This is a genomic window from Stutzerimonas stutzeri (genome assembly GCF_000952685.1).
GTDB classification, from domain to species: Bacteria; Pseudomonadota; Gammaproteobacteria; order Pseudomonadales; family Pseudomonadaceae; genus Stutzerimonas; species Stutzerimonas stutzeri_E.
This window is the reverse complement of the sequence record NZ_JYHV01000011.1, coordinates 380,754-393,180: the sequence shown is the minus strand read 5'-3', so window position 1 is coordinate 393,180 and position 12,427 is coordinate 380,754. Positions and strand designations below refer to the sequence as shown.

Here is a 12,427-nt window from a genome sequence, read left to right as displayed (position 1 = left end):
AAGATTGAAGGAGAACACTCATGGCTAAGATTGGATTTATCGGCACCGGCATCATGGGCCTGCCCATGGCTCAGAACCTGCAAAAAGCTGGGCACAGCCTCTTTCTGTCCGAACACCACGACTCGGCACCTGCCGCGCTGGTCGAAGCGGGCGCCGTCGCCCTGGCGAACCCGAAGGAAGTCGCCCAGGAAGCCGAGTACATCATCATCATGGTTCCGGACACGCCACAGGTCGAAGACGTGCTGTTCCGCGAGAATGGTGTCGCCGAAGGCGTCGGCCCGAACAAGTTGGTGATCGACATGAGCTCGATCTCTCCCAGCGCCACCAAGCAGTTCGCCGAGAAGATCAACGCCACTGGCGCCCGCTACCTGGACGCCCCGGTATCCGGCGGTGAAGTCGGCGCCAAGGCCGCGACCTTGTCGATCATGGTCGGCGGCAGCGAGGAGAGCTTCGCTCGCGCGCTGCCGCTGTTCCAGGCGATGGGCAAGAACATCACCCTGGTCGGTGAAAACGGTGACGGCCAGACGGCCAAAGTCGCCAACCAGATCATCGTCGCGCTGAACATCCAGGCGGTCGCCGAAGCTTTGCTGTTCGCGGCGAAGAACGGTGCCGATCCGGCCCGTGTCCGCGAGGCATTGATGGGTGGTTTTGCCAGCTCGAAGATTCTCGAAGTGCACGGCGAGCGTATGGTCAAGGGCACCTTCGATCCGGGCTTCCGCATCAGCCTGCACCAGAAGGATCTGAATCTCGCCCTGGCCGGCGCCCGCGAGCTGGGCCTGAACCTGCCCAACACCGCCAACGCTCAGCAAGTGTTCAGCACCTGTGCGGCGATCGGTGGCAGCGGCTGGGACCACTCGGCCTTGATCAAAGGCCTGGAACACATGGCCAACTTCTCGATCCGCAAGCAGTGATCGGGAAGCAACCGAGTTGAGTTGAGCCGCGTCATTCAGCGTTGGACCCAGACAGCAACGCTGAATGGCGCTGCGCTCAACGCCACTCAAAAGCGAAGTCGGTTGCCGTACTTGGAATCACGTTCCCACGACGCAACAAACCCTGTTCAGCACCTGCTTTGCTTGCCGCCTCCGGGCGGCGCCCCTTTCGACCCGCCCGGCAGAAGGAGTCACGGCCCGACTGCCGGGTAGGTCGATTCCAGACCTTAGCGCTTGCATTGTCGAGCACTAAGGTCTGGAATCGGCTCCAGACCCATTAGAAGGAGCAGTACATGAGCCTCGACCCACAAGCCCTGCTGCGCGAGCTGTTCACCGCCGCCATCGACGCCGCCCACCCACGCCAGGTACTGGCCGATCACCTGCCGGCCGATCGCAGCGGACGTGCCATCGTCATTGGCGCTGGCAAGGCAGCGGCCGCCATGGCCGAAGCCATCGAAGCGGTATGGGAAGGCGAACTCTCCGGGCTGGTGGTGACGCGGTATGGCCACGGTGCCGATTGCCGCAAGATTGAAGTGGTCGAGGCCGCCCACCCGGTGCCGGACGATGCCGGCGAGCGCGTCGCCCGCCGCGTGCTGGACATGGTCAGCAATCTCGAGGAAAGCGACCGGGTGATTTTCCTGCTCTCCGGCGGCGGCTCCTCGCTGCTGGCACTGCCCGCCGAAGGCATCAGCCTGGCCGACAAGCAGGCGATCAACAAGGCGCTATTGCGCTCCGGTGCCCATATCGGCGAGATGAACTGCGTGCGCAAGCACCTCTCGGCGATCAAAGGCGGTCGTCTGGCCAAGGCCTGCTGGCCGGCGAGTGTCTATACCTATGCGATTTCCGATGTGCCGGGCGATGAAGCGACGGTGATCGCCTCCGGTCCCACAGTGGCGGACCCGACCACCTCGGCCGAAGCGCTGGCGATCCTGACACGCTACGACATCGAGATTCCGGCGAATGTTCGTGCCTGGCTGGAAGACCCACGCTCCGAAACCGTCAAGCCCAACGATCCCTGCCTGTCGCGCAGCCACTTCCAGCTGATCGCCAAGCCGCAGCAGTCTCTCGACGCCGCGGCCGAGAAGGCTCGCGCCGCCGGCATCCCCCCCCTGATCCTCGGCGACCTGGAAGGCGAATCGCGTGAAGTGGCCAAGGTTCACGGCGGCATCGCCCGCCAGGTGGTGCTGCACGGCCAGCCGATCGCCCCGCCCTGCGTGATCCTCTCCGGCGGGGAAACCACCGTGACGGTGCGCGGCAACGGTCGCGGTGGACGCAACGCCGAATTCCTCCTGAGCCTGACGGAAAACCTGCAGGGCCTGCCCGGCGTGTACGCGCTGGCCGGTGACACCGACGGCATCGACGGCTCGGAAGACAACGCCGGCGCGCTGATGACTCCAGACAGCTACGCACGCGCCGAAGCCCTGGGTCTCAGCGCCGCGGACGAACTGGCCAACAACAATGGCTACGGTTATTTCCAGGCGCTCGACGCCCTGCTGGTGACCGGCCCGACCCGCACCAACGTCAACGATTTCCGCGCCATCCTTATCCTGCCGTCGCCCCGCTAGCGGGCGGTAGCTACGCGCGTCTGTTCATACATCAGCCAGACGCGTCTGTTACACGCGTCTGTTACACGCGTTTCATAAAAACAACTGCCGATAGAGCCTGCCATGACACCCGACAAGAAGGTCAAGATCCTCGCCACCCTGGGCCCTGCCACCCGCAGCATCGATGACGTGCGCGAGCTGGTGGAGAACGGGGTCAACCTGTTCCGTCTCAATTTCAGTCATGGCGAGCACGCCGACCATGCCGAGCGCTTCGCCTGGATTCGCGAGGTGGAGCGCCAGCTGAATCAGCCGATCGGCATCCTCATGGACCTGCAAGGCCCAAAGCTGCGCGTCGGCCGCTTCGCCGAAGGCAAGATACAGCTGACCCGCGGCCAGACGCTGCGCCTGGACCTCGACCCGACACCGGGTGACCGCACGCGGGTCAACCTGCCACACCCGGAAATCATCGATGCGCTGCAGCCAGGCATGAGCCTGCTGGTGGACGATGGCCGCCTGCGCCTGACGGTAGTTTCCAAGCACGCCGATGCCATCGACACACGAGTGATCGCCGGTGGCGAGCTGTCCGACCGCAAGGGCGTCAACGTGCCCGAAGCGGTACTGGAACTCAGCCCGCTGACCGAGAAGGATCGGCGCGATCTGGCCTTCGGCCTGGATCTGGGTGTCGACTGGGTAGCGCTGTCGTTCGTCCAACGTCCACAGGACATTCACGAAGCCCGCGAGCTGATCGGTGGCCGCGCCTTCCTCATGGCCAAGATCGAGAAGCCCTCGGCGGTGCAGCATCTGCGCGAAATTGCCCGCCTGAGCGACGCGATCATGGTGGCGCGCGGTGACCTGGGAGTCGAAGTACCGGCGGAAAATGTTCCTCGCATCCAGAAAAACATCGTCCGCACCTGCCGTCAGTTGGGCCGTCCGGTGGTGGTCGCTACACAGATGCTGGAGTCGATGCGCTTCTCTCCCGCCCCAACCCGAGCCGAAGTGACGGACGTCGCCAACGCCGTGGCTGAAGGTGCCGACGCGGTGATGCTCTCGGCCGAAACCGCATCCGGCGATTACCCACTCGAAGCGGTGAGCATGATGAGCAAGATCATCCGCCAGGTGGAGAGCGGTCCTGACTTCCAGGCCCAGCTCGACGTGCATCGGCCCAACGCCGAAGCCACGCTGCCGGATGCCATCAGCTGCGCCATCCGCCGTATCAGCGGCATCCTGCCGGTCGCGGTGCTGGTGAACTACACCGAGTCCGGCCGTTCGAGCCTGCGCGCCTCGCGCGAACGGCCGAGCACACCGATTCTCAGCCTGACGCCCAACGTGGCGACCGCACGCAAACTGACCGTGGCCTGGGGGGTCTATTCGGTAATCGATGCACCGATGCACGACATGGAGCACGTCTGCCTGAACGCCTTGGATATCGCTCGCGCACAGGGCATGGCCGGCACCGGCGACACCGTGGTGATCACCGCAGGCGTGCCCCTGGGGCAGCCGGGCACGACCAATTCTCTGCGAATCGAGACACTCAACTAACCGGTGCCCTCGCCTGCATCTGCCATGCAGGCGAGGCGCCAGCTGCCGCCCCAATCGCCCGCTTCGCGTATAGATATCCCACCATGCGCCGCATCCACCTGCCGCCTGCATTACATGCGCTGCTCAACGGCGTCAGCCAGATTTTTCTGCAGGCGAATCCGGTCTGCGGGTTGATGATCCTTGTCACTATCAGCCTGTACGCGCCTTCGCTGCTGCCCGGCGGCCTGCTCGGCCTGATCAGCGGAACCCTTACCGCCCGATGCCTGGCTTATGAACGCCAGGATATCGAGAGTGGCCTCTACGGCTACAACTCGACATTGCTGGGACTGCTGATCACCCTTGTGCTGGGACCGTCGGCACCCGCACTGCTACTGGTGGCCCTGGCCGGGGCGCTCTCCAGTCTGTTGCAGCGGCGCTTGCTGCAAACCATGCGCGAACGTGGAGGGCCAGCAGTGTTCACTCTGGCTTTCGTACTTTTCGGCTGGTTGGCCTTGGCCGGGGCCGGCATGCTCGGCTCGGTCGCCGACGCTCGAGCGCACGAATCCGGCTTGGATGGTTTGGTTGCCATAGGCGCCATGGCGAGCGGCATGGGTCAGGTGATGTTTCTCGGTGAGCCCGCGGCGGGGCTTTGCCTGCTACTGGCCGTATTGATCGCCGATCGACGCGCCGGGCTGTGGGCCTTATGTGGCTCGGCCGTCGGGGTATATGCCGCGTTGCTGACTGGCATAACGGAATCGCAGGCGTTGGCCGGCTTGGCCGGCTATAACCCGGCGCTGGCAGCTCTGGCGCTGAGCCAGATGCACCGATCTGCGCTGATGCCAGCGCTGGGCATCGCGCTGGCCATAGGCTCCAAGCTGGTTTTCGATCAGCTGGGCCTGCCCGCGCTGACCATGCCTTTCATTCTCTCGTGCTGGACTGTGGCACTGGGCGTGCGGCTGGCCCAGCACCGACTCGATATACGACTCGCCTGATTTCAACCCTTGGTCGCGCGAGGATCCTGGTCGCGGGGGTAGGTCCGCTCCTCTTCGATCTGGCCATCCTGAGTATGGATTTTCACCGAGGCGGTACGCAGCTTCATGTAGTCGCGGGTCTCGTTGATGATGTCTTCCTTGGTCGTGGCCTCGAGTAGCGCTCGCTTGTCTCCTTCCTCGCGCAGTACCCAGCGGTCGCCGTCGTGCATGATGTGGTAATTCTCCATACTTGCCTCCATAAGCCTGCTAATAGTCATTGCTATAGAACACCAGCGCGGCATAGCGGTTCGGTCAATGACTCGGGGCAAGAAAAAAATGGTAGTTATGACCGATAAGGGTTCCGCGAACCCTCTTAATAGGGGTTTAAATCACCCCTCCGCTGCGCAAGCCCTTGATTCTGGTCAATTCCAAGCTGGAACGGTTATTGAAAGAGATAGGGCAACCTGTCCGTGCAGCGCTTGATTGCGCACCGTACATCAGAGACAGGCGTCCCAATCATCTGGAGCCTATCCATGCTTTGCGCTGAACAACGTGCCCTGATCAAAGCCACCGTCCCGCTGCTGGAAACCGGTGGTGAAGCGCTGACCAATCACTTCTACAAATTAATGCTGGCCGAACACCCCGAAGTACGTCCCTTGTTCAACCAGGCACACCAGGCCAGCGGCGACCAGCCCCGTGCCTTGGCCAATGGCGTGCTGATGTACGCCAAGCATATCGATCGTCTGGACCAGCTCGGCGGGTTGGTTTCCCAGGTCGTCAACAAGCATGTCGCTCTGCAAGTACTGCCGGAGCACTACCCCATTGTCGGTTCATGTCTGCTGCGCGCGATTCGCGAAGTGCTCGGCAAAGCGATAGCCACCGACGAGGTGATCGATGCCTGGGCCGCCGCCTATGGCCAGCTAGCCGACATTCTCATCGGCACTGAAGAACAGCTGTACAGCGCCACGGCCGATGCCCCCGGCGGCTGGCGCGGCGCGCGACGCTTCCGACTCGCCCGCAAAGTGGCCGAGAGCGCAGAGATCGTCTCGCTCTACCTGGAACCGGAAGATGGCGGTGCAGTGGTCAGGCACAAGCCCGGGCAATACATCGGCCTGCGCCTTCAAGTGGATGGTCAGGAGATTCGCCGCAACTATTCGCTGTCTGCCGCTAGCAACGGCCGCGACTACCGCATCAGCGTCAAGCGCGAGCCAGGCGGAGTGGCGTCCAATGCCTTGCATCGCATGGAAGAAGGCCAAAGCCTCGAGCTGTTTGCACCCGCTGGCGAGTTCACGCTGCAGCCCAGCGACAAGCCCCTCGTGCTCATCAGTGGCGGTGTAGGGATTACCCCGACGCTGGCAATGCTCGAGGAAGCCGTCGCCACCGAACGACCGATCCACTTCATCCATTGCACTCGCAATGCCGACAGCCACGCGTTCCGCCAGACGATCGACGCACTGGCCGAGCGGCATGGGCATCTCAAGCGCTTCTACTGCTATGACGAACATCAGGGCGAGGACAACCAGCCGGACGCTGTTGGTCTGATGACTGAGGAACGGCTGGATGCCTGGCTGCCTGCCGACCGCGATCTGGACGCCTATTTCCTCGGTCCAAAACCCTTCATGGCGGCGATTCGCCGGCAGTTGCGGACGCTGGGAGTACCGGAGCAGCAGACCCGCTACGAGTTTTTCGGCCCGGCTTCGGCGCTGGAGTGAGTTCGGGAGGGTCAGCCTGCCGCTGCCCCTCAAATCAGCCCATCGTCATGAGGGAATTCCGATGACCCTGCAACCCTTTGATCCGCATCGCCTGCTCGTTATCGCCAATCTCTGCATGACGATCGGCCTGGTATTGCTTCTGTCCGGCGTCGCTGGTGCGTACATGTTCGACCGCCATCTGCCGCTCGGTGCCGTGGTTGCCTGCCATGCGCTGGTGATTCTCGGTCCCACCGCGCTCAAGATCGGCTATGTGATGCGCTTGCTCGCGCAGCGTCAACTGATACTGGCGGCGTGAAATCAATGTGGCAGCAAGTTCGATGTAACTTGCTGTACTAATAGCATTGCCGTTTCGCTTAACTTTGCACTCGACATAGTTCCAACTAGCCACGATAACCATTCGTCTGCCGTTTGTTCGCCAATGGAAACTCCTGAGACGAAACCGAGCTCTGAAACCATGAAGGCCGATGAGTTTATCGACCCTTTAGCGTCTGTATCCATTGAGGAGAAAAAGACATGCCAAACAAGAACCCCGGCAACTTTGCCAACGATCGCGAAAAAGCCTCGGAAGCTGGCAAGAAAGGTGGCCACAACAGTGGCGGCAACTTTGCCAACGACCGGGAAAAGGCCTCGGAAGCAGGCCGTAAAGGTGGACAGAACAGCCACGGCGGTGGACGCAACAGCAATAGCTGATTTGTCTCGCCATAAAAAGGCAAAGGTTAAACCCTTTGCCTTTTTTGTTTAAAACGTTTTCTTTTTAACTATTAAGTAAAAGTTAGCCGCGTGCTGTATTGCGACAATAAACCGACACACAGAGTACGACCCGATCACTACTTAGCATGAGAGTTAAATATAGACATTTCCGTGGGGAACCATAGGCATGGACGATGAAGAAAACGGAGCAGTGCCAACCAACCCTGGTGATCAAGCAGCGCCAGGCACGCCCGGTACCGGCGAAAATATTTGCCCTGCATGCAACGGCAGTGGTCGTGATGAGCCCGGGGAATGCCAAAACTGCGGCGGCACCGGTAAGGTGATCGAAGGTATCGGAGGAGCCTGATACCAACCCGCCGTCCTGGAGCAGCCCCATGAGCGTCAGCATTTTTTCCGACCGTATCGTCCAGAGCCTACTGGACACCGACTACTACAAGCTGACGATGATGCAGGCGGTGCTGCACCATTACCCCAATGCCGAAGTGGAATGGGCCTTCCGTAGCCGCTCTGAAGAAGATCTGGCGCCCTATCTGGACGACATCCGACAGCAAATAGAAGCGCTCGCCGAGCTTACATTCAGCCAGGACGAGCTCGCCTTCCTCGATGCGATTCCCTACATACAGCCGGATTTCATTCGCTTTCTCGGGCTGTTTCGCTTCGATCTGCGCTATGTGAGGGTCGAGCTCGAAGCCGGCGAACTGGTGGTTTACCTGCGCGGACCCTGGCTTCACGTAATTTTGTTCGAGGTCCCGCTGCTGGCCATCATCAGCGAGGTGCGCAATCGGACACGCTATCGGCACGTTACCCTGGAACAAGCCGAAGCACGGCTAGATGAAAAACTCCAATGGTTGCGCGACGAAGCCACCCCTGAAGAGCTGGCAGGATTCAAGCTCGCCGACTTCGGTACCCGCCGACGCTTTTCCTTTGCGGTGCAGGCGATGGTCGTCGAACGGCTGAGAGAAGGCTTCCCCGGTCATTTCGTTGGCACCAGCAACGTCCATCTGGCCCGAATACTCGATCTCAAACCGATGGGCACCATGGCGCATGAATGGATCATGGCGCACCAGCAACTGGGGCCCAGGCTTATCGACAGCCAGAGCGCGGCGCTGGATTGCTGGGCTCGCGAATATCGCGGCGCGCTGGGCATCGCCATTACCGATTGCATCACCATGGACGCCTTCACAGCCGACTTCGATCTGTATCTGGCGAAGCTGTTCGACGGACTACGCCACGATTCGGGAGACCCCATCGAGTGGGCGGAAAAGGCCATCGCCCATTACCAACGCCTCGGCATCGACCCGATGACCCGACAGCTGGTATTTTCCGATGGTCTCGATATTCCCAAGGCCCTTGGCATCTATCGCGCACTCGCCGGGCGCAGCAAGACCAGTTTCGGCATCGGCACCCAGCTGACCTGCGACATACCGGGCGTCGAACCGACCAACATGGTAATCAAGATGACCAGCTGCAACGGCCAGCCGGTGGCAAAGATCTCCGACTCTCCGGGCAAAACCATGTGCCGCGACGAGGCCTTCGTCTCTTACCTCAAGCATGTGTTCTCGGTAGACCAGCGCTCACCCTAAGAAAACGGCAACTCGGATTCATCCACGCCATCCGTCCCGGAGCAGAGCCGGTTGCGGCCTGTGGTTTTCGCTCGGTACATCCGCTTGTCGGCGATGTCGAGCAGCTCTCGGGCACTTTCGGCGAAATCGACGCAGCGCTCGGCCAGGCCAATACTGGCCGTCAGGGCATTGCCGTCAGGCCGCATTCCGAGACCGTTGCGAACCATGCGAACGAGCGCTAGGCGAGCGTGTTCCAGATCGGTGTCAGGCATGATCACAACGAACTCTTCACCGCCCCAACGCAGCAAGGTGTCGGTGCTGCGCAGGCTGGCCAGCATGTGTTGGGTGCAGTCACGCAGCATGAGATCCCCGGCTTCGTGACCAAAGGTGTCGTTGATCGACTTGAAATGGTCGAGATCGATGAAGGCAACGGCAAGACCGGTGTCGTGGCGTCGCGCGGTATCCCATTGCAGCTGGAGGATCTCCTGCCCGCTACCACGGGAGAAGACGCCGGTGAGCGGATCACGAATCGCCTGACGTACCAGCGCGACCATGAACGCCAGTTGACTGAGGCTGGCGAGTGCCGTGACCGCAGCGATCAAGATCAGCAACCAGAAGCCGCCGGCGAAGGAAGGCCAGTTCAGTGTCGCCCACGATAGATAACCGGCCAACGCGTGCGCCAGGAGCAAGACGCAAGCCATGACAACATTCTCCACCAGGGTGAGCGGAAATATCGCCAGCCCAGCCATCAGCACGAAAGGTAGAAAGGCATAGCCTGTCGCCACCACCGCGGATAGCTGCGTGAGCTGATAGCCGCCAAGCAGTGTATGCGAAGCGATATAGAACGCAGTGGGGATGGCGAACAGCAGCGCCAAGGCGCGGTAGGCATCGAACAGATTACCGCTGGGTCGATAGAACAGCAGCAGGCACGCGAAGGCCGCACAGGCGAGCAGGCGGAACGTTGCCAGACCGAGCCACAACGGGTAGCTGAAGACCATCAGATCGATGATTCCCCACACCGGCGTCAAGACGGCGAAGAGGAACGCAAAGAGCCTGACGCGGTTGACGATCAGAGTCGCGCGACGCTGGGTCAGCAGCATCGAGTGGCGGTGAGGAACGATCAGTTTCATGAACTCGTCGGGCTTGAGCTCACCGGGCAGCAAGGACGCCAGGCGGCTCGACAACAAGTCGATCAAGGACGGCATTTCAGAATCACCGAATGGAGGTTGTTAAGGCCAGCCACGCCTGGGCATTAGCCGTCGGCAATGATATCACTTCGATATCACCGTGCGCGGCCCGGGTTGCTCACCCAGTTAACGGCCGACATCGCCAATACCAGAGAGCGGACTATGAAGTTCTATCCGCACAAGCCCAACCAATCGCGGACGCAGAGCCCAGTACTCCTTAAGAGGGACAAGGCCGCTGCGAAAAAAATGACGCTTTAGAGCGCTTATGTCGAATAACTGTCGGGATTAGTTTGGGTTACGGAGCTATAAGCCTCCCGACTGCCAATAAAAATAACTAGGAGTTGCCTCCGTGCAGAACACCCTCAAACCCCTTGCTCTCGCTATTTTGCTGGCCGGGACGTCCATTGCAGCCCAGGCGCAAACCAGCCCGTACAGCCAGTTCGTCAATTTTGGGGACTCCCTCAGCGACGCTGGCAACTTCCCAGATGCAGGTAGCCCGCTGCTGGGCGGAAATCCGACAGGCGGTCTGCGTTTCACCAACCGCACCGGCCCCGATTACACGGCAGACAACAGCGAATATGCCGGCCGGGTTGCTACTCAGCTACTCGCCAACCGCCTGGGTCTGCAGTCCTTGCCATCGACGCCGTTGCTGCCCGCCCTTCTGACCGGTAACCCGGACGGTACCAACTATGCGGTAGGGGGTTACCGTTCGGATCAGATTCTCGATTCGCTTGTCGGCTTCTCGACAGTTGCCGCTGCTGGGCTGCCTCCTCGCCGCCGCCTGGGCTATCTGGTGGACAATCCGCAGGTCGACCCGAACGGGCTGTACTACCTCAATGGCGGCGCCAACGACATTTTCCAACTGGTCCAGAATGGCTATCCGGTCACGATGGCACAGGCAGCCGCCAACATGATAGCCGCCGTCGGCGCCCTACAGGCTGCCGGCGCCCGTTATATCGTCATCTCCGACCTTCCAGATGTCGGCAATACACCGCTGGGTAACAGCCTGCCGGGCTTGGGCAGCCTGCTGAACGGCCTGAGCGACAGCTTCAATGCCGAACTCGCGGCCGGGCTTCAGGCTCAAGGTGGTAACTACGTGCTGCTGAACAACCGCCTGCTGCTCTCGGAAGTGAGGGCCGACCTCGCCCGTTTCGGCTTTGATGCGACGATCGATCAGACCGCAGTCTGCTTCAGTGGCGACGGCTGCGCGAGCGACCCGACCTACGGTCTTACGGACCCGGTCAACAACACCAACCTCAACGCCGACCCGAGCCGCCTGCTGTTCAACGATGGCGTGCATCCGACCACCGCGGTTCACCAGATCGGCGCCGACTACATCTATTCGATTCTGTCCGCGCCTGCAGAGGTGTCGCTGCTGCCGGAAATGGGCCGCTCGGCTTTACGCAATCACCTGCAAATGCTGGATAACGAACTGGCTGCGCAACGCGGTAACTGGCAATCGATCGGGTCGTGGCGCACCTTCGTCCAGGGCGGTTACAACCGGCCGGAGTACGACGGTTTTGGCGGCGGAGACGGCGACAGCCCGACCCTGGCAGTCGGCGTGACCAACCGGGTCAACGACAGCTGGCTGGCGGGGCTCAGCCTGGGGCTGGCGCAAAACACGCTAAACCTCGGCGAAGACGATTCGGATTACGCCATGCGCAGCTATCTGGCCAGTGCATTCGCCGGCTATCAGCAGGACCGATTCTTCGCGGATTTCAACGTCAGCGCCGGATATCTGGATTACGACGACCTGAAGCGCACCTTTGCCTTGGGGATAGCGGAACGTTCCGAGAAAGGCAGTACCGAAGGCGTGCTCTGGGGCGCGTCGGCCAAGACCGGCTTCAATCTAATGCACATCGGCGATCCGCTGCAGTTCGGTCCATTTGTCGGCGCCAGCTATCAGAAAGTCGAAGTGGATGGTTACAGCGAGAAAGGCGCCAGCTCGACGGCCCTGAGTTACGAGGACCAGGAGCTCGAGTCGCTGCGCCTATCGGTCGGCCTGTTCGGCAATTATGCCCTCACGCAGCGCACCCGCCTGTTTGCCGAAGTGGCCCGCGAAGTGGAACGAAAAGATGACGAGCGTGAAGACTTGCGAATGTCGCTGAACAGCGTGGAGAACAACAGCTTCGAGCTGCCAGGTGCCACGCCCACCGGCAGTCAGACTCGCTTCACTGTGGGCGTCGCTCACCAGCTGACGACGGGGCTGAGTCTGCGCGCCAATTACAACTACCAGGGCAATGACAACCGCAACCAGGGAATCGGCGTGTCACTGGCGCTGGATCTGTAAACC

12 protein-coding genes are annotated in these 12,427 nt (G+C 61.1%); 10 read left to right on the top strand and 2 right to left on the bottom strand.

What is annotated here, in order from left to right; translation table 11 throughout:
• Positions 1–20: 20 nt before the first annotated feature.
• The 4 genes from UF78_RS05715 (at position 21) to UF78_RS05700 (ending at position 4,983) form a co-directional block, all read left to right on the top strand.
• Positions 21–911, top strand: a complete 891-nt coding sequence (locus UF78_RS05715; protein WP_045161060.1) for a 2-hydroxy-3-oxopropionate reductase — start codon at positions 21–23, stop codon at positions 909–911.
• Between the two features lie 311 nt (positions 912–1,222).
• Complete coding sequence (locus UF78_RS05710) at positions 1,223–2,494, top strand: glycerate kinase type-2 family protein (RefSeq protein WP_045161059.1); 1,272 nt, start codon at positions 1,223–1,225, stop codon at positions 2,492–2,494.
• Between the two features lie 102 nt (positions 2,495–2,596).
• Positions 2,597–4,012 carry a pyruvate kinase gene (gene pyk, locus UF78_RS05705; protein ID WP_045161058.1) on the top strand — a complete coding sequence of 472 codons (1,416 nt, stop codon included), beginning with the start codon at positions 2,597–2,599 and terminating at the stop codon, positions 4,010–4,012.
• A gap of 83 nt (positions 4,013–4,095) precedes the next feature.
• Positions 4,096–4,983 (top strand): urea transporter, encoded by an 888-nt coding sequence (locus UF78_RS05700; RefSeq protein ID WP_045161057.1) that lies wholly within the window; start codon positions 4,096–4,098, stop codon positions 4,981–4,983.
• Positions 4,984–4,985: 2 nt separating this feature from the next.
• Here UF78_RS05700 and UF78_RS05695 read toward each other — a convergent pair whose 3' ends face one another.
• On the bottom strand, positions 4,986–5,210 hold the full coding sequence (locus UF78_RS05695; RefSeq protein WP_045161056.1) for a DUF2188 domain-containing protein: 225 nt from the start codon (positions 5,208–5,210) through the stop codon (positions 4,986–4,988).
• A gap of 285 nt (positions 5,211–5,495) precedes the next feature.
• Between UF78_RS05695 and hmpA the strand changes: the two genes are divergently transcribed.
• The 5 genes from hmpA to pncB all read left to right on the top strand — a co-directional run bounded on the left by hmpA (position 5,496) and on the right by pncB (position 8,968).
• Positions 5,496–6,674 carry an NO-inducible flavohemoprotein gene (hmpA, locus tag UF78_RS05690; protein WP_045161055.1) on the top strand — a complete coding sequence of 393 codons (1,179 nt, stop codon included), beginning with the start codon at positions 5,496–5,498 and terminating at the stop codon, positions 6,672–6,674.
• Positions 6,675–6,735: 61 nt separating this feature from the next.
• Positions 6,736–6,969: a hypothetical protein gene (locus UF78_RS05685; protein WP_045161054.1), complete on the top strand. Its 234-nt coding sequence runs from the start codon at positions 6,736–6,738 to the stop codon at positions 6,967–6,969.
• Between the two features lie 218 nt (positions 6,970–7,187).
• Positions 7,188–7,364: a general stress protein gene (locus UF78_RS05680; protein ID WP_025240802.1), complete on the top strand. Its 177-nt coding sequence runs from the start codon at positions 7,188–7,190 to the stop codon at positions 7,362–7,364.
• Between the two features lie 187 nt (positions 7,365–7,551).
• The gene (locus tag UF78_RS22540; protein ID WP_080890551.1) at positions 7,552–7,731 is read left to right on the top strand and encodes a hypothetical protein; all 180 of its coding nucleotides are present in this window, start codon (positions 7,552–7,554) and stop codon (positions 7,729–7,731) included.
• A gap of 28 nt (positions 7,732–7,759) precedes the next feature.
• Complete coding sequence (gene pncB, locus UF78_RS05675) at positions 7,760–8,968, top strand: nicotinate phosphoribosyltransferase (RefSeq protein WP_045161053.1); 1,209 nt, start codon at positions 7,760–7,762, stop codon at positions 8,966–8,968.
• Here pncB and UF78_RS05670 read toward each other — a convergent pair.
• The gene (locus UF78_RS05670; protein ID WP_045161052.1) at positions 8,965–10,152 is read right to left on the bottom strand and encodes a GGDEF domain-containing protein; all 1,188 of its coding nucleotides are present in this window, start codon (positions 10,150–10,152) and stop codon (positions 8,965–8,967) included. The genes pncB and UF78_RS05670 overlap by 4 nt on opposite strands.
• 331 nt (positions 10,153–10,483) lie before the next feature.
• Between UF78_RS05670 and UF78_RS05665 the strand changes: the two genes are divergently transcribed.
• The gene (locus tag UF78_RS05665) at positions 10,484–12,424 is read left to right on the top strand and encodes an autotransporter domain-containing esterase (protein WP_045161051.1); all 1,941 of its coding nucleotides are present in this window, start codon (positions 10,484–10,486) and stop codon (positions 12,422–12,424) included.
• Positions 12,425–12,427: the final 3 nt, after the last annotated feature.

Bases quoted from the DNA above. Each gene is read 5' to 3' on its own strand.
- UF78_RS05715 (WP_045161060.1), top strand. From the start codon at position 21: ATGGCTAAGATTGGATTTATCGGCACCGGCATCATGGGCCTGCCCATG.
- UF78_RS05710 (WP_045161059.1), top strand. From the start codon at position 1,223: ATGAGCCTCGACCCACAAGCCCTGCTGCGCGAGCTGTTCACCGCCGCC.
- pyk (WP_045161058.1), top strand. From the start codon at position 2,597: ATGACACCCGACAAGAAGGTCAAGATCCTCGCCACCCTGGGCCCTGCC.
- UF78_RS05700 (WP_045161057.1), top strand. From the start codon at position 4,096: ATGCGCCGCATCCACCTGCCGCCTGCATTACATGCGCTGCTCAACGGC.
- UF78_RS05695 (WP_045161056.1), bottom strand. From the start codon at position 5,210: ATGGAGAATTACCACATCATGCACGACGGCGACCGCTGGGTACTGCGC.
- hmpA (WP_045161055.1), top strand. From the start codon at position 5,496: ATGCTTTGCGCTGAACAACGTGCCCTGATCAAAGCCACCGTCCCGCTG.
- UF78_RS05685 (WP_045161054.1), top strand. From the start codon at position 6,736: ATGACCCTGCAACCCTTTGATCCGCATCGCCTGCTCGTTATCGCCAAT.
- UF78_RS05680 (WP_025240802.1), top strand. From the start codon at position 7,188: ATGCCAAACAAGAACCCCGGCAACTTTGCCAACGATCGCGAAAAAGCC.
- UF78_RS22540 (WP_080890551.1), top strand. From the start codon at position 7,552: ATGGACGATGAAGAAAACGGAGCAGTGCCAACCAACCCTGGTGATCAA.
- pncB (WP_045161053.1), top strand. From the start codon at position 7,760: ATGAGCGTCAGCATTTTTTCCGACCGTATCGTCCAGAGCCTACTGGAC.
- UF78_RS05670 (WP_045161052.1), bottom strand. From the start codon at position 10,152: ATGCCGTCCTTGATCGACTTGTTGTCGAGCCGCCTGGCGTCCTTGCTG.